The organism is Clostridium frigoris, from assembly GCF_018861865.1.
GTDB lineage: Bacteria > Bacillota > Clostridia > Clostridiales > Clostridiaceae > Clostridium_AD > Clostridium_AD frigoris.
The window spans coordinates 1-17486 of sequence record NZ_JAHLDV010000030.1 but is presented as its reverse complement, the minus strand read 5'-3'; the positions used below and the strand labels follow the sequence as shown (position 1 = coordinate 17486).

The 17486-nt window shown below is 30.0% G+C and carries 14 protein-coding genes and 1 other RNA gene; 3 read left to right on the top strand and 12 right to left on the bottom strand.

Going from position 1 to position 17486, the window contains the following annotated elements; translation table 11 throughout:
• Positions 1–527: 527 nt before the first annotated feature.
• Positions 528–1268 (bottom strand): tRNA pseudouridine(38-40) synthase TruA, encoded by a 741-nt coding sequence (gene truA, locus KPL37_RS12595; RefSeq protein ID WP_216149889.1) that lies wholly within the window; start codon positions 1266–1268, stop codon positions 528–530.
• A 288-nt stretch (positions 1269–1556) separates the two neighbouring features.
• Between truA and KPL37_RS12590 the strand changes: the two genes are divergently transcribed.
• A complete protein-coding gene (locus KPL37_RS12590; RefSeq protein ID WP_216149887.1) occupies positions 1557–2051 on the top strand; it encodes a hypothetical protein in 495 nt (164 codons plus the stop codon).
• 70 nt (positions 2052–2121) lie between these two features.
• Here the strand turns inward: KPL37_RS12590 and KPL37_RS12585 are convergent, their stop codons facing one another.
• The 4 genes from KPL37_RS12585 to ssrS all read right to left on the bottom strand — a co-directional run bounded on the left by KPL37_RS12585 (position 2122) and on the right by ssrS (position 5779).
• Positions 2122–3486 carry a vWA domain-containing protein gene (locus KPL37_RS12585; RefSeq protein ID WP_216149885.1) on the bottom strand — a complete coding sequence of 455 codons (1365 nt, stop codon included), beginning with the start codon at positions 3484–3486 and terminating at the stop codon, positions 2122–2124.
• An 8-nt stretch (positions 3487–3494) separates the two neighbouring features.
• On the bottom strand, positions 3495–4613 hold the full coding sequence (locus KPL37_RS12580; protein WP_216149883.1) for an ATP-binding protein: 1119 nt from the start codon (positions 4611–4613) through the stop codon (positions 3495–3497).
• 14 nt (positions 4614–4627) lie between these two features.
• A complete protein-coding gene (locus KPL37_RS12575) occupies positions 4628–5431 on the bottom strand; it encodes a hypothetical protein (protein ID WP_216149881.1) in 804 nt (267 codons plus the stop codon).
• A 159-nt stretch (positions 5432–5590) separates the two neighbouring features.
• A non-coding RNA gene (gene ssrS / locus KPL37_RS12570) (6S RNA) lies at positions 5591–5779 on the bottom strand.
• Positions 5780–6001: 222 nt separating this feature from the next.
• Between ssrS and KPL37_RS12565 the strand changes: the two genes are divergently transcribed.
• Entirely contained in the window at positions 6002–6694 is a 693-nt protein-coding gene (locus tag KPL37_RS12565; protein ID WP_216149879.1) for a DUF421 domain-containing protein, read from the top strand.
• 35 nt (positions 6695–6729) lie between these two features.
• Positions 6730–7095 carry a DUF4363 family protein gene (locus KPL37_RS12560; RefSeq protein WP_216149877.1) on the top strand — a complete coding sequence of 122 codons (366 nt, stop codon included), beginning with the start codon at positions 6730–6732 and terminating at the stop codon, positions 7093–7095.
• A 100-nt stretch (positions 7096–7195) separates the two neighbouring features.
• Here the strand turns inward: KPL37_RS12560 and KPL37_RS12555 are convergent, their stop codons facing one another.
• The 7 genes from KPL37_RS12555 to KPL37_RS12525 form a co-directional block, all read right to left on the bottom strand.
• Positions 7196–9394: a HelD family protein gene (locus tag KPL37_RS12555; protein WP_425514039.1), complete on the bottom strand. Its 2199-nt coding sequence runs from the start codon at positions 9392–9394 to the stop codon at positions 7196–7198.
• A gap of 87 nt (positions 9395–9481) precedes the next feature.
• The gene (locus KPL37_RS12550) at positions 9482–10570 is read right to left on the bottom strand and encodes a dipeptide epimerase (RefSeq protein WP_216149875.1); all 1089 of its coding nucleotides are present in this window, start codon (positions 10568–10570) and stop codon (positions 9482–9484) included.
• Between the two features lie 271 nt (positions 10571–10841).
• Positions 10842–12233 carry a dipeptidase PepV gene (gene pepV, locus KPL37_RS12545; protein ID WP_216149873.1) on the bottom strand — a complete coding sequence of 464 codons (1392 nt, stop codon included), beginning with the start codon at positions 12231–12233 and terminating at the stop codon, positions 10842–10844.
• Between the two features lie 306 nt (positions 12234–12539).
• Positions 12540–12890: a PqqD family protein gene (locus KPL37_RS12540; protein WP_216149871.1), complete on the bottom strand. Its 351-nt coding sequence runs from the start codon at positions 12888–12890 to the stop codon at positions 12540–12542.
• The gene (locus KPL37_RS12535; protein ID WP_216149869.1) at positions 12877–14799 is read right to left on the bottom strand and encodes an OPT family oligopeptide transporter; all 1923 of its coding nucleotides are present in this window, start codon (positions 14797–14799) and stop codon (positions 12877–12879) included. The genes KPL37_RS12540 and KPL37_RS12535 overlap by 14 nt, the downstream gene beginning before the upstream one ends.
• A 456-nt stretch (positions 14800–15255) precedes the next feature.
• Positions 15256–15771: a signal peptidase I gene (gene lepB, locus KPL37_RS12530; protein WP_216149867.1), complete on the bottom strand. Its 516-nt coding sequence runs from the start codon at positions 15769–15771 to the stop codon at positions 15256–15258.
• 171 nt (positions 15772–15942) lie between these two features.
• A complete protein-coding gene (locus KPL37_RS12525) occupies positions 15943–17352 on the bottom strand; it encodes an alanine/glycine:cation symporter family protein (protein ID WP_425514038.1) in 1410 nt (469 codons plus the stop codon).
• Positions 17353–17486: the final 134 nt, after the last annotated feature.

Here is a 17486-nt window from a genome sequence, read left to right as displayed (position 1 = left end):
ACTTTTCATTCTAAAATTACTTTTTTTAAGCTCCAATCTTAATCCTCTAAACTCAGAATATGCAAATCTCTCTAATTATGTTCAGCTTAATTAGTACATCAAACAGAAAAAAAGATAACACCTTAGGAATAACTCCTTAGTATTATCTTTTTTCTATTCACCTATAATGATGCTACTCTAACACTCATATTGTTTAACTCTACCGGCTTTCTCATATTAAATATATTGGAGGTGAAAATTTCAATTATAACCTCAAGGTTCTCTCATTATGAAATTATCAAACTTGTTAATATATAATATATCTCCGAAATGACTTGGAATAAGAAACGACAAAACTATTGAAATTCAATTTATAAATTCTTCTTTTGAGAATATAAAATCCTCGTAAGTCTGACAGGAGGTCAGGCTAGCGAACCTGAGGCAGGACGCCGAATGTGAGTGTTAGAGAATTTTATATAATCAAAAGATTAGAATTTGTTAATTGAATTTCTAGTTTTTAGTTCTTATACAAAGCACGTAGGAGAATTTTAGTATTCAACGCTTCTTAACGCCAATCCTTTAGCTTTAGCCATTGGTATATATGCTGATGCTTCTGTTTCAATTAATAAATTTTCAACATCAATCGGTTTTATATTTCCTTTACCTACTTCTAAAATACTACCCACAATAATTCTTACCATATTCCAGAGGAATTCATCAGCACTAATTTCTATCTCAATCATATCTTTTTCTAATTCTATTATATTAATATAATTAATAGTTCTTATAGTAGACTTAATGTTTGTAGGTGCCGTAGCTAAATACGCAAAGTCATGAGTCCCCACTAAATATTCTGCAGTATTTCTCATTTCTTCTAAATTAAGTATTCTCTCAGAGTTATAAACATATTTTCTATTAAACACATTTCTTAATTCACTATTACTTATTTTATACACATAAGTAATTGATTTTATATTATATCCTGAATTAAATTTTTCACTTGCGCGCTCTATAGACTTCACCACTATATCATTGGGTAATTCTCCATTAAGATAATCCATAATAGCTTCCATACTTAAATCACACTCGGTATGGAAATTCGCCACATAGCTCTCTGCATGCACACCTATATCTGTTCTAGCGCAACCTGTAACCTCTATAGTTTCCCCTACCATTTTAGATAAAGCACTTTCAATTTTACCTTCAACTGTTAAATCATTATCCGGTTGTTTTTGCCATCCTTTATATCTACTTCCATCGAATTCTAATATCATCTTTAAATTTCTCATATATATCCGCCTTTAACTTATTTATTAATTAATTTTTTTAAGTAACAACTTTAATTATATCTTTCATAATAACATAAAGCTCTTGCATTTTGCATAATAAATACATAAACCCTCACATTTCAAACTCTAATATCATTTTCCTTTGTTTCTGTCACCCTTTAGGGAATAAAAACTATACTATTATCAGAACTATATAGATATACAGTTAAATATACTTATACTATATTCCTGTTTTCTATAATAGATTCTATAACAGATTCTATAATATATTAAAAAAGGGTGATTTTCATGAGCAACTGTTGTTGTTACTGTTGCATAAAAGCATTAAATGTTGTATTGCAACAATTACAAAATTTAAAAATAAAGGTTCAAATAACAGCAAATGGAACTGAAAATGCCGTTCCATCATCTAGTAGTGTTTCAACGGGAGTAACAAATTCACTTGTTCTCTTTGGAAACACCATAATCTCATTATGCGCTATAGAAGACATTAGATTCGAAACTGATAATAAAGATAATATAGCACAAATTATTAAAGCATTAGAGGAAACAAAAGACGATGAATGTTGTATAGACACGTTAAGGAAAATAATAGAGCCTGGCGGAAATATTGGAAAGATTACTAGTACAACACACGAGAATTTAATAAATGCTTCGGCCAAACCAATTATTGCAACTGGACTAGGCACGGCACTTCTAGCAGAGGGTACAAGTGGTTTTACCAAATACAAATTCCATTTAGTAGCGCTATGTCAAATATCTGCTCTTGAATATATCAAATAACTTTAAGGCTAAGGGGCTGTAGTAATTTACAGCTTCTAATGTATCGGCTCTTAACTTTGCATAATCGTCTCTAGTAAATTGGTTCATGACTATTCGCAGAAAATCCATCAACCATTACATCTAATCTTTCCTCCGTATCTTCTATTATCTCTACAGGCTTTAGTTTTTTAATAATCCCAAAAGGTTCTTTTAATGACAGTTTATCACCACGTCCTGATATAACCCACAATGTTTTATAACCCTTTGGTAATACCTCTAATTTTTCTTCACCTTTTCCGTCTGTGAAATATATTAGTATATTAGTATCCGTACTATTTACATACTTAAACACAGGTGTAAATTTTGTACCACCACGACTAGTACATCGCTCTCTTACACTATTAATTGATTTTACCTTGTATACCTGCCTTATTTTCGTATCACATTCAATCAAGGTTATTTCATGTTTATAAGTTTTCACTATATTAAAAACTTCTTTTATTGCTCCCTTAAACTCCTCATCACTTATACTACCGCTTACATCTATAGCCAATGTAATTCTAGCAGTATGCCCCCGAAGTTCTCCTCTTAGATCTAATCTGTTAGGTTGTCGCCTACTTCTTCTTGCAACAGTCTTTTTTTTATCACTTTCTAATGTTCCCATAATCTTTTTCAAATATAAATTCCAAGGAATTTCACCTTTTTCGCTCGAAAGTCCCTTCAAAATCCCCTCTAGATAAAGAGGTACTTTGCCTTTCTCTGATAGTAGCGCATATTTCTGCGTAAAATTTTCGAGAGTTTCCTCGTCTACTTCTATAGATTCTTCCCATAAGTCATGAGTTTTACTAGCATCATATTCTTTTTCTATATGCTTATCCTTAGAGTCATCCTCTTGATTTTCATCATCTTCCTCTAATAGATTCAAAGCTTTCTGAATCTCTTTTGCATAATATTCCATGCCCATATATTGCTTAAGATTTAATCTATACTTTGAATTTATACTGTCTATTGTTATAGAAAATGGTGGAAGATACTCTAAATATTGATTTACCACTATATCCATAGCCATATTAATAGCTAAGGTGCTATATTTTGTTTTAAGGCCTCTTGCACGTTTTAAATGAAATGATAATATGTGATAAATCTCATGTTTTATACTGCTTTTCATCTGTTCTGCTGTAAGGTTTAAAAAAATATAAGGATTAAAATAAATAACATATCTAGATAATTTAAAGTTCACAGCCGTTGGAGAGCTTATATCATATTTTACCTCTCTAGACATTTGAAGCAGAAAATATCCATAAAAATTGTCCTTATCCTCTATTAACATAAAATTAACCATTGTAACGAGCTTCAAGAACTCCTTCGAAAAATTGCTTGGCATATCCCTTATACTTTTCACATTAGAAATTTCATCATAAAGTTCACTTTTAAGGATTTCAAATTTTTTTCCCATAATTTCACCTAGCCTTTTATTTGATTATAGGCCTTAAAATACATTTCAACGAAGGCTTCATTTTCCAAACACAGTTTATAAACATTATTACTACTTTCTTTAATATCCTGCATAATTCCTACGCCTAAATCTACTGGATAAATACCCAATAATTCTATAAATCTCTTTATATCACTGTCTAGAATCACTTTATTATCTAATGTATAAATGATGTTTTTTGCTGTTAAATATAGTCTAGTATGGGTTTCATTTTTCACCTTAACAATTATTTCTTGTGATAATACCTCACCTGCAAACACATCATCAAAAGAAATTAGAGGCTCATTATCTTCCTGGGTAAATGACATAAACTCATTCGCTATTCTATTACCTAAATTTCCTTTTATTATATTAAGAAATATTCTTTTAGGAATCGTATCTTTATTATCCTTGTATTTTTTATAAACTTTAGAAACCCGCTCGTAACTTCTAGGTGTAGCTCTTATTTGCTCATCTTTTTGATTGTTTAGTAGATATTCTGGAAATGTAGATATGAATTCTACAACCTTTTGCTCTAGATTGTTTTCTATAGCCCATGAAATCCAAGCTTTTGAGTCACACTCCATATGTAATAAAACAAATCTATTTTCTTGCGCGGCATCCATATCAACTACTTGATAATCAAAATCTTCACCATACTTGCTAGAAGGATTCATTGCTGCTAATATTTTCACTCTATTATCTAGCTTATATCCATTTATCTCTCTATTTAATATTAGGTTCATAAGCTCCTGTTGCACTGTGTGCTCACAACGATTTATTTCATCAATAAATAAAAACACTTCTTTTCCATCATTTATTAATTTATCTATCTCCTGTAGTTTTGTGTGAACCGCATAAACTGTATTTTTTGATCGAACTGACCTGCCACTTATATCTTTAAAACTATAATCCTCAACTGTTGGAAGCCCTCCTATTTCTCCTTCTTTTAAAAGGTTACCATCTATAATAACCAGGCTCCAACCTTTATTCTTTGAAAGTGTTTTCGCCAGGGCTGTTTTTCCAATACCACTCTCACCTACAATTAAAGGTACTTCATTCGTCTCTATAACAAGTTCTACACTTAACATTGTATCTTTTAAATTCATTAGTCCATCCCTTCTTACATCATATTCAGTTTTTCATCAACTGCTATTTTTTTGCATGTTTTGCTACCATATTTATAAATAAAAACAATTTTATCCATAGATATATTGCCATATTTCTCATTGATACTATCACAATTTATAAAATCTCTTACATATTTTTCTGGTACACTTTCTTTAGATAGCACCTCTTTAAAAGCCCTCTCTATAATATCTCTTGAAAAATCATTAATAATATATTTCATTACTAAGGCGTTGCTTTTTAAAAACAATATCTTTTTATTATCATCTAAATTTTCAATGAATTTTATAGTTGATTCATTTTCGCGTATTGCCAACAATTCTACATCTAATGTAGCATTGTTTATATACCTTAAAGCAACATAGTTTATTCTTATAGCTAAAAATTGTATCTCTTCACTTGGGTTTTCTATATATTTTATAGAATCATAATCTTTTTCAATAGCTATTTTCTGAAGTTTTTCACTTGGATTTTTAGCATATTTTATTGCATATCCTTTTTGATTCATACCTATTATTATCAATTCTTCTGAAGGATCTTTAATAAATTCTAGAGTATTCCATAGCTTTGATACAACATATTTTTTCATATTATAAGTTGGTTCCTTTATAAACTCAATTGCTCGCGGATTACTTTCTATTGCTAAATCTTCCATTTCACTTGTAAGATTTTTTATGTGACGTATCATTATACCATCTTTCTTTATTGCCATAAGTTTCATCTCATCACTAGGATTTTCGATGTTTTTTATAACAATTGGGTTAGTCTTTATCATATCAAGAACTTTATCTTCTTTCATTTTATCACACCTCTTTACAAAACATTGTGTTCTTACCGCTTCTTTAAAATGTGTTACTTATTTACATTAATTATAACATAAAAAATTAAAATAAAATTTATGAGACACTAAAAAAAGAGATATTTCTATCTCTTTATAAATTAATCAAAATTTTAAAATCATTAATCCAAAATACCGTTGCCCCAATTTTTACACCTATCTTTATGATAGGTGGGTGTCCTCAGAGATGCGTAACAGTCCTTGCCAATTAAAAATTGGTCTTATAAGCCAAATTCACATCTAGATCTTGAACTCCCGTATAAATATTGTAGGTTGAAAATAAGAGCTTGACGAATATCCCAGAAATATAATTTTTAAAATATTTGAATACGTTTAATTTCTTTTGTTAGCTTTATTATATCAGAATTTATTTAAATTTCAATAGTATTTTGTGATTTTTTTAAAAAAATATACTTAGTAATATTTTCTTTGCTATTCACACCTTTATATTTGTATAAAAATAATAATTATAGTTCCAACATAAATACAAATTACAAATATGGAGATACTACAATCAAAGAAGGTGTTATTATGAATGAGGGTTTAATGGTACTTATAAGAGGGGTCATCGGATTTTTTACGTTATTGATATTTACTCGTGTGCTCGGGAAACAACAAGTTAGCCAACTAACTTTTTTTGATTATGTAGTTGGTATAACTATAGGTTCCACGGCCTCTACTTTAACTACAGATTTAACTAGTAGAGCTTGGCCCCATTGGGTAGGTTTAGTTACATGGACTGTCTTATGTTTAATTCTTCAATTTATAACTCTCCAATCAAAAACTGCTGAAAAATTTCTAGACGGTGAGCCCACCATTATTATAACAAACGGAAAAATACTTGAAAAGGCTATGAAAAAATACCGTTATACCATAGGTGACCTTCTAGCACAATTAAGAGATAAAGGTATTTTTGACATAAGCGATGTAGCTTATGCAATAATAGAAAAAGATGGTATATTATCCATTTTAAAAAATACTGAAAGTGATTCAGTTACACCAAAGGATTTTAACATTAAAACCTCAACTGCTTGTATTGATTATGAAGTTATATATGACGGCTCCATTGTACAAGATAATTTAATAACTATTAATAGAAATCAAAAATGGTTAATGAATAAACTAAAAAGCCAAAATATTACTGATATATCTGAAGTATTTTTAGCCACATATAATAAAACAAGTGGCTTACATATAGATCTTTATAACGATCATATAAAATAAACTAAAAAATAAAATATAAAGGAGTAACTTAACATATGAAAAAATTTATAACTTACTCTATACCTATAGTTACTTTAACGATTTTTATATTAATAATGCTTGGAGGTAACTATTTTAAAAAACCTCATAACCCTTCAGAAGATGTAATTTCTTTTGTAAATCTATCGATAGAACATGCAAAAGTTGAAAATTGGGATAAACTTAAGCAAGATGTCGCTAATATCGATTTTGCTTGGAAAAAAATTATACCCCGAATACAATATAGCGTTGAAAGAGATGAAATGTATAATATAAGTTTAAACCTTGCTAGTCTTCGTGGATCTATAGCCAGTAAAGATAAAGCTAGCACACTTATTGAATTAAATGAAATGGTTGAAAATTGGGATGAACTTACAAAATGATTTATACTGTTAACCACAGATTATCAATTTTTCTTAGAGGATGTAACAATTAAAAGGATATATCACTATATCCTTTTGTTAACATTCCTCTTAATAAAATTTAAAAGTTTTTCTTAATCACCTGGAGTTCATGTAATGCTCTAGTTGCCATCACATACCTAAGTTTATCTTCTTGTTTATATTCACTTAAAGCATTATCTGCTTTATGCTCACTGACATCCTTAGGCTCATCTAAGACCATAATAACTGCATCAAATTCAAGTCCTTTAGCAAAATATGATGGTAACACTACAATCCCACTATGATATACATCATTTTCCTTATCTATAATTTTTATATTTGCATCTCCATTAATTATCTCAAATATATCTTCTGATTCTTTTATATCTTTACAGATAATTGCAATGTTCTCGTAAGTCTTGTTTCTAAAATCATCAATCTTATCAAGTACAAATTTTTTAAATTCATCTGTACTTGAAATTAATATTTCTCTTACCGCTTCGCCATTTCTTACTATTGGGACAATGGGATCAGCATCTAAATATTTATTAGCGTACTCCATAATTTCTTTTGTAGATCTATAACTAGTATTTAATCTAAACTCCTGAGCAGTACAATCGGGAAGTATATTTTTTATATTGTGCATAGGCAAATTCCCATCATATGGTATTAATCTTTGATTGCTATCACCAACTATAGTTAAAGAACTGCACCCTGTTAATTCCTTAATAACTAAGAACTGAAGTTCATTATAATCCTGAGCCTCATCTATTACTACATGTTTTATTTGCTCCGTAATTTTTGTTCCTTCAAGCTTAATCTTGAAATATAAGATACCACCTAAATCATTTTCAGTTAATCTTTTATTACCATTAATATTATTATATAACTCAACACAGTTTCCATTATCCAGCCAAGTAAGGGTTCTTTTTAACAGAATTACTTCTTTTATAACTTCACGAATATTAAGTCTTCTATTAAAATCTAAATCATTTATTTTTAAATCCTTTTCCTCTGCAGATAAAGCAAACACATTCTTTTCATATTCCTTTTGTATAACTCTAACTCTCATATCCCTAGCATCATTAATTTTAGAATAAATAATTCTTCTGATTTTCTTACTTCTTCTAAATAAAGGCATAGCTTTATAATAATTATGGAACATTTCTTTTATATCTTCTTTAGATAATATTAGCTCATCCATAAACACTAAATCTACCGCTTTAAAATATTCATTATCCAATTTTTCTACGGCTATATCAATAAAGTTCTTATAATCTATAGAATTTTTATATGTTATGTCCTTTGCAAATTCCTTTTCTCCACTAAGCACTTTTTCCATGTATTCCTTTAGACTCATTACTTCTTTAAGTTCTAAAATATCAAAAGCAAAGTCTCTAAAGGTTGTTTGCTTAACCCCTGATTCACCAAGACTTGGTAGGACTGTTGATATATATTCTATAAATACATTATTGGGTCCTAATATTAGAACCTTATCTTCAAGTATTTTTCTGTAATTATAAAGTAAATATGCAACCCTGTGAAGCGCAATAGTAGTTTTACCGCTACCAGCGACCCCATCAACTACAATAGTTTTTGTTCTTGGTTGTCTTATTAAATCATCCTGTTCCTTTTGTATTGTCATTATTATATCTTTGAGCTTTTCATTTGCATTTCCACTAAGTACCATTTGGAGTATTTCATCCTTTATATCTAGTGCTGAGTCAAACATTCCAGTAAGCTTTTCTTTCTTTATGATATATTGCCTTTTAGCTAAAATATTCACTGCTACTTTTTCTTTGGGAGCATCATAAAACGCTTCTCCTAAAGCCCCAGTATAAAATAGAGATGCAACTGGAGCTCTCCAATCCACCACTAAAGGTTCATAAGTATTTTCTGGAGTAACTCCGAATCTTCCTACATACATTTTATTTATACCATAATCTTCTTCAGAAAAATCTATTCTTCCAAAATAAGGGGAACTTTTAAGTGCAGTTAACTCCTTAAGTCTTCTATCAATAGTTTTAAACGCTTCTTCCTTCACATATATCTCATGATCAAAATACTCTATTACCATATCTTCATCATCTCTATAGTCTTCAATTACTTTTTTTCTATATTCCAATATATATTTTGTAATTTCTTTTCTCTTTTCAATATATTTTAAAATTTCTTCACTAATGATATCAACAATGGACTTTAATTTTTCTTCTTCTATATTAAATTCTAGCTGCTTCTTTAATTCTATTTCCACAGAATTATCATCTACATCATATTCATTATTGTTCAAAACTACCACCTCATTCACTTGTTTTTTTGTTATAATTAACTCCAAAATAAATAATAAATATCATAATATTTATTTTCATGTTCTTACATCACTTATCTAAAAAATTTCATTCCATCCAATGATATCTGAGATACCAAGACCTGGAGCATCGTTAATAGTTATAGCATTCCCTTCCACAGATGCACCACCAACTATTGCACACTTATCAAAAAACAGCATAGTGTCTAAATCTGATTTAACCAAATTTGACTTTGACGCTGCAAAACTAGCTGCTGCGGTTATTCCTATTCTATTTTCTAGCATACACCCCATCATACACCTTATACCCATATTTTCTGCCATGTTATATATCTTTATTGCATTATTAATGCCTCCACACTTCATAAGCTTTATGCTAATGAGATCCGCTGCTCTTTTTTCAATTATCTTAAAAGCATCTGATGGTCCAAAAACTGCTTCGTCTGCAAGAATCTTTGTTGCAACATTATCTGTAACATATTTTAATCCATCTATATCCCAAGCATTAACTGGCTGCTCGACAAACTCAATGTCTAGCCCCAAATCTTCAAATTTTCTGATTATACTTACAGCTTCCTTAGGTCTCCAACCTTGATTAGCATCTACCCTTATCTTTGTTCCACGTCTGACTGCTTTTCTAACCGCCTTAATTTTCTCTATATCAAAATCTACATGATTCCCTACTTTTACCTTTAAACAAGTATACCCATCCATTACAGCTTGTAAAGATTTTTCTACCATTTGCTCCACTGTATCATTTACTATAGTAAGATCTGTAGTTAGTGAAGTCTTATATCCTCCCAAAAATTTATAAAGTGGAATTCCATATTTTTTACAAAGCAAATCATAAATAGCTATATCAATAGCAGCTTTTGCACTATTATTCCCATAAATAGAACTATGAAGCACCTTCATAATCTCTTCAAGATTTTCAATATCTAAGCCTATAATTTCAGGTTTAATATAATTTATAGCTCCAATAATTGAGTTTTCTGTTTCTCCAGTTATAAATGGTGTTGGCGCAGCACTACCATAGCCTACTTCGCCTGTATCTGTAATCATTTTTATAACTATTTCATCGGAAAATGTAAGTATTCTTTTTCCTACATTATATCCATGTTTCAAAGGAGTACTAATTTTACCCATCTTAATATCTTGTATTTTCATAATTATCCCTCGCTAAAAATCTATATTTTTTATAGTTTTTATATTGTTTAACTTATTTATACAATATAATATAAATTACTTGTAGTATAATATTTTATTATACCTCTATGTCCAGCTTAATTCTACGATTTTATGTAAATAGATAAGTAATTTGTTTTATAAAATTCAGCATTATAAGAACACTAAAACCTACATCTTATTTTATAAGACATAGGTCTAAAGGTTATTTATTATTTACTAAGATACATTTCCTTTAAAATAAAGAATATATTTATTTTGCGAGTTCATACAATGCATGAGCATATATTTTAGCATTCTTAATTAAATTATCTATTGTAATATATTCATTTTGTTTATGAATAGTATCTGGTTCTCCTGGAAACATTGGTCCAAACGCTACAATATTAGGCATTTCTTTAGCATAAGTACCACCACCTATAGATACTAATGTAGCTTTTTCTCCAGTTTGCTCAGTATATACCTTTTGGAGTGTTTTTATAATTGGGCTATCTGGTGGAAAATATAATGGCTCTTGATGTACAAATTTCTCCACTCTTAATCCAGTCCCTTTTATTTTTTCATTAAATGGAGTCATCATATCTTCTAATTTTTTTGTTACTGGATACCTTAAATTTAATGTTACCGTAGCAGAATTCTTATCCATATTTATAACTCCAACATTAAATGATAACTTTCCTGAAATACTATCCTCAAGGCAAACACCAAAAGACTCACCATGCGTCTGCATTCCTATATTTCCATTTAAAAATTTCACTAATTCTGATGCATCATTTGAGTCAAGATTTATGGTTCCTAGAAATTGTAATAATTGCATTATTGCATTTTTACCAAACTCTGGTGTACTTCCATGAGCTGCTTCACCTATAGATTTAATTATTATAAGATTTGTATTAACCACTGCAGATAATTTATAATTGGTATCTTTTATAAAATTCCTTAATAATTTAACTATAACATTCGCATTAGTAGAAATAATTCCTGCTTCACAATAATCAGGTACCATGTTAGAAACTTGACCACCTTTGATATATTTTATAACGTTTTCACCTTTTTTGATGTTACTAAAATCTTTTACAATATCAAAAATAGTTATACCTTTTTCTCCATTAATTATTGGATAATCAGCATCTGGTGTAAAACCAGCAACTGGTGGTTTTTCTTTTTCTAAGTAATGATCAAGTTCCTTGCTTCCTGTTTCTTCATTAGTACCAAACAAAACTCTAATTCTCTTAGATACAGGTAATTTTGCATCTTTTATTGCTTTCAAACCAAATAGTGTTGCCATTATTGGTCCCTTATCATCCGTAGTTCCACGTCCATACATTTTTCCATCATGAATTTCTGCGCCATAAGGTGGGTAAATCCATCCATCGCCTTCAGGAACTATATCCAAATGGCCTAGTGCTAAAACATAATCTTCACCCGTGCCATATTCTGCATATCCTACATAACCATCTACATTAACTGTATGAAGTCCTAATCTCTTTGCAACACCTAAAGCACACTCTAATGATTTAGCTACGCCCTCGCCAAATGGCATACCAGGTTTAGGTTCACTTTCTACGCTTTTAATTTTTATAATTTCTTGTGTTGATTTAATAATATCCTCTTTCATGTCATCAATTAATTTATTTAATTCCATATTCTTTCCCCTCTCTTAATAATCTATTAAAGTAGATTTTTTTGTTTTTATTATTAAATATAAATGTCTCCTAAAAACAGTTAAGAGCCATAACGGCTCTTAACTTATATTTTTATATTTATTATTTAATCTAATGTTTTATTCCGTAGTTAAATTATAACATTAAATAGTTTTTGTGTCTATTTTTGCAGCCTAAAAGTAGAATCACAATTTATCTGTATATTTAATTAGTTATACGTCTTCTTGCTTGATTCTAAGCTTTTTGAATACAAAAGATGGCAGCTACAATGTAGCGCCATCTTTTGTTTAAAAATTTGTTTTTTCTATATAGTGACAATTAACATTGATATGGTTTAAGAACAACAATAATCTTTCATAAAGTGGGTGAGCTTTATCACCATACTTTGCTTCTAGATTTTCTCCAATATCTTTAACAGTTTTCTTGCCATCTATTTGTAAAAACACACAACTTCCATATTCATCTAAAGAAGTTTTTTTATACTCTGGAATTTTGAAATTAAGTTTCCTAAAGAACCTTTGGATCTTATGATCTTGTTTTTCAAGTATAGTAACAATATTTTCTTTGTCTACTTCATACTCTAATTCATCAAAAATTATAAATATTATATTTAAAACATCTTCATTATTTTTTAGCATCTTTTACCTTACTTTTCATTATAGGTATTATAGTAGCAATTATTAGAACTGCTAATATTACGAATGCCATTCCATTAGACGCAGAAAATCCACTTGGTCCATTTCCTTTTAAAACACCTGTCACTTGAAGTACTATACCTACAAGCCCGAGTATTGAACCACCGGCAACAAGACCAGACGATAATCCTATACCATTAGCAATTTTAACTTCTTTATCTTCTTTAGATTTAGAAGTTTTCTCTATAAATACACGAACTAATGCACCTATTAATATTATAGAATTTGTAGCTATCGGTAAGTAGAATCCTATAGCAATTGTCATTACAGGAAGCTTTAATATATATAAAACAATTCCCATAACAATGCCAGTGATTACCATAACCCAAGGTAATTCACCCGACATTATACCAGCTGTTAATGTTGCCATTAAGTTAGCTTGAGGCAATGCAAACTGAACGTTATCTCCAGTCATTGAAAGTTTAGTTGAAAGTAATAATATAGTACCAATAACTACAACAGTACCAACTATACCAGCTATAGCGAAGTATTTCTGCATTTCATTTTTGTCACCACCAACTATAAAAGTAACCTTTTGTGATTGACAGTAACCAGCTGCTACAGATATAACAGTAACTATAAATGTACCAAATAAAAGTAATGATTTGTTGTTTGCAGGGCTTTTCCATCCCATTACAACAAATAACAATGTTACAATAACTATAGAAGCTATAGTCATGCCAGATACAGGAAGATTTGAAGTTCCTATAGTACCAGTTAATCGACCAGAAACTATAGCAAATAAGAGCGATAAGAATAATGATAAAATAGAAGCGGTTATTGCCATAAATATATTACCACCTGATATCATGAATCCTCCTATAAAAGTTATTACTATACCACTAAGTAATATCACATTTCCAGCAGATGAACTACCAGTACCATTTGAAGACTTAGCATTCATAGTTTCCTTTATAGAAGCTACTATTGTAGGTATAAGCTTTATAGCGCCTATAAAACCACCAGAAAGCATCATGCCAGCACCGATATATTTCACATAACTACCTGCTATATCTTTAACTTGCATAGCATTTATAGCAACGCTAGGATCATTCCATACGGTTGCTCCGTTTCTTCCAAGATTAACGAAATATCCTATTAAAGGCATAATACCGAAATTAGATAATATGGAACCAGCAAACATAGTTAATGAAACATCTATGCCAACTATAAATCCTATACCTAATAATAGAGGATTAACTTCGACTTCAAATTTCCACTTGTAAAAAGATTCATTCACATAACTTATAACGTTGTTAGCTACATTCAAAAAAGAACTAGTTACAACAGTTATAATGCCTGCTATTCCAAAACCAATTCCCATGTACTTCATTGTTTCTCCAGCTCCTTCTGAAGCAACAAGTGTTTCAGATATAGCCATTGATTCAGGGTACATTAATTTACCATGTTCTTCAACCATTAAGTAATTATGAACAAGAGAAGCTATTCCTATACCGAATAAAACTCCAGCCACACCAACAACCAAACCTTCGAGAAAAGTAACTTTAGCACCTATTAAAAGAATTGCGGGTAAAACAAATATTATACCACTAGCGACAGATTCTCCACCACTTGACATACCTTGTAATAAATTTTTACCAAGTATACCCTTTTGCTTAGCAAATGCAGCTATAAATGCTGATCCTATTATAGAACCCGGTATACCAGCAGCAACTGTAAGCCCTGATTTCATACCTGAATAGGCAGTAGACGCTGAGAACAAAGCAGCTAAAAAAATACCAATTATTAATACGACAACGTTTCCACCAGATTTGGAACCACTAGAAACATAAGGAACGTAGTCTTTACCAGATACGCCACCGTATGCACCTTTTGACAATTTATTATCCATAAGATGTACCTCCTTTATATTTTAATTAAATTTATAATACCATATGTTACAAAAATATCTAAATGTAAAACTTGTTGTTTTTTACGAAATTTTCATACTATATTGGTTTCTTACTTAAATATCTACACATTACTTCATTTTTCATGACTTAATACCATAATTATGTGGTCAATTTAATACTATATTGTGACTTTTGAAAGTACAAATATATTCTTATTCGGTTTTATTATTTTGTCATGTATATATATTGTTTCCTAATTCTCAAAAAAATACTAATAGTTTTTTACCAAATATGTTATAAGATTATGTTAGCCTCTACAATAGCTTTTTAAGGGGTGTTTTATATTAAATTATTGTTTACTAAAAAACAAATTATAATATAAATTGGTTTATAATGAATTTTCAAAAAATTAAAATAGCAAATATATAAACTTGCATTTATACTCTGCTATTTTATTATTTTAATTTGCCAAATCTGCTAAAAGGACTAATTACAATTCTTGCTTTACCCATTATATCTTTTCCCGGTATAAATGGTTTATCCCAGTATCTTGCATCCAAGGAATTAATTCTATTATCTCCCATAAAGAAGTAGCAATCTGCCGGAACTTTATATTTTCCTGTTTTACCACCTGGATATTTTACATAACTTTGATCTATTTTTTTATTATTTATGTACACAGATCCGTCTTCTTTAACTTCTACTAAATCGTTTGGTAACCCAATAAGTCTCTTTATTAAATCTTCACCTAGTTCATCTGAGTGAAATACTACTATATCTCCAAGTTTAAGATTATCTTTGTTATGAACTCTTGTTACTAAAATCTTATCATTTAGATGTATTGTTGGCAGCATTGACCCAGTCGGAACAGTGACATTAAAGAAAATAACCTTATTTATAATAAATGCTATTATAATTGCTGCAAATATTGGTAATATCCAATCTTGAAATATCTTTTTCACTAAATTCATGTTTATCCCCTCTCAAATCTGATACATTACATTTTATCACAATATATATATATAATCTCTATTAAAAACTTATTACATGTTAACATTTAATAAACTTTAACTGATTTAAATTGTAAAAGCTCCTATCATTTAGCATGTTAGGAGCTTCTCTATTATAAATATAAAATTTGATTACATTTGAATATTTTTCACTTCTTCATTAACAACTTTCCCTTTATCATCGATTACCTTTATTGGATCATTATCTATTCCATCAAGATTATCATCCCATAAATATTTCTTAGTTTCACTAACAATTACAGGACTGAGTAATATTAAAGCAATTAAATTTGGGATAGCCATTAATCCATTAAACAAATCTGCTAAATCCCAAACTAAATTAAGTGAGAATACTGAGCCAACAAAAACAAATATAACCCAAAGTATTTTATAAGGAACAATTGCTTTTTTACCGAGTAAATATTCAATTGCCTTTTCTCCATAGTATGACCATCCTAATATAGTTGAAAATACAAATGTAATAAGTCCAACTGTTAAAATTATAGGCCCTATAACAGGTATTGCTTCAAATGCTCCTTTAGTAAGCGCAGCGCCCTTTAACCCCTCCCGCCACAAACCAGAATTTACAATAACTATACCTGTCATAGCACACACAACAACTGTGTCCCAAAATGTCCCTGTGCAAGAAACAAGAGCTTGTTTAACAGGATTTCTTGTTTTTGCTGCAGCTGCAACAATTGGTGCACTACCAAGACCTGATTCATTTGAGAAAAGCCCCCTTGAAACACCATATCTCATTGCCATCATAATTCCTGCCCCGGCAAATCCACCAGTTGCAGCTTGAGGTGAAAATGCATCCTTGAATATAAATACTATTGTACTTCCAATTGTTTTATATCCCAATATAAGAAGTACAATACATCCAAGGACATAAAATATTGCCATGAATGGAACTAAAATATCACAAACCTTAGCTATTTTCTTTATTCCACCTAATATTACGATCGCAACTAATATAGCTATTACAAGTCCAGTAATCCATGTTGGCACCTTAAATGTTTCATATACTAGTGATGATACAGAATTTGCTTGTACCATACATCCAATACCAAAAGCTGCTATGCTTGTAAATAATGCAAATAATACCCCTGCCCATTTCTGCCCAAGTCCATGTTCAAGAACATACATAGGTCCACCTGCCATACTACCGTCCTTAGTTTTAACACGGTATTTAACTGATAGTAAAGATTCAGAATATTTTGTAGCTATTCCAAAAACTCCTGTTAACCAAACCCAAAGAACTGCACCTGGACCTCCAAGACCAATCGCTGTAGCAACGCCGACTATATTCCCAGTTCCAATAGTCGCCGCAAGTGCAGTTGTTAAAGCACTAAATTGACTTACATCTCCATCACCAAAATCGTCTTTTGTTACTGAAATTTTTATAGCCTTAAATATATATTTTTGAATGAATTTTAGCCTAAATGTTAAAAATAAATGTGTTCCAAATAGTAAAACGATAAGTGGTATCCCCCATATCCATCCATCAATTTGAGATATTAGTTTTGTAAATGATTCCACATACATTCCCCCTCTTATAATTAGAGATTTCACGGAAACTCCCTAGTTCCTGTGATTACTCATTTTTAGTATCATTAATTTTTATTGATTCCCCCATTTTTTTTGCATAAAACACTTGACAAGTCTGTAGAATT

Bases quoted from the DNA above. Each gene is read 5' to 3' on its own strand.
- KPL37_RS12535 (WP_216149869.1), bottom strand. From the start codon at position 14,799: ATGGATAATAAATTGTCAAAAGGTGCATACGGTGGCGTATCTGGTAAA.
- KPL37_RS12580 (WP_216149883.1), bottom strand. From the start codon at position 4,613: ATGAATTTAAAAGATACAATGTTAAGTGTAGAACTTGTTATAGAGACG.
- KPL37_RS12565 (WP_216149879.1), top strand. From the start codon at position 6,002: ATGAATGAGGGTTTAATGGTACTTATAAGAGGGGTCATCGGATTTTTT.
- KPL37_RS12550 (WP_216149875.1), bottom strand. From the start codon at position 10,570: ATGAAAATACAAGATATTAAGATGGGTAAAATTAGTACTCCTTTGAAA.
- pepV (WP_216149873.1), bottom strand. From the start codon at position 12,233: ATGGAATTAAATAAATTAATTGATGACATGAAAGAGGATATTATTAAA.
- lepB (WP_216149867.1), bottom strand. From the start codon at position 15,771: ATGAATTTAGTGAAAAAGATATTTCAAGATTGGATATTACCAATATTT.
- KPL37_RS12585 (WP_216149885.1), bottom strand. From the start codon at position 3,486: ATGGGAAAAAAATTTGAAATCCTTAAAAGTGAACTTTATGATGAAATT.
- KPL37_RS12575 (WP_216149881.1), bottom strand. From the start codon at position 5,431: ATGAAAGAAGATAAAGTTCTTGATATGATAAAGACTAACCCAATTGTT.
- KPL37_RS12560 (WP_216149877.1), top strand. From the start codon at position 6,730: ATGAAAAAATTTATAACTTACTCTATACCTATAGTTACTTTAACGATT.
- truA (WP_216149889.1), bottom strand. From the start codon at position 1,268: ATGAGAAATTTAAAGATGATATTAGAATTCGATGGAAGTAGATATAAA.
- KPL37_RS12590 (WP_216149887.1), top strand. From the start codon at position 1,557: ATGAGCAACTGTTGTTGTTACTGTTGCATAAAAGCATTAAATGTTGTA.
- KPL37_RS12540 (WP_216149871.1), bottom strand. From the start codon at position 12,890: ATGCTAAAAAATAATGAAGATGTTTTAAATATAATATTTATAATTTTT.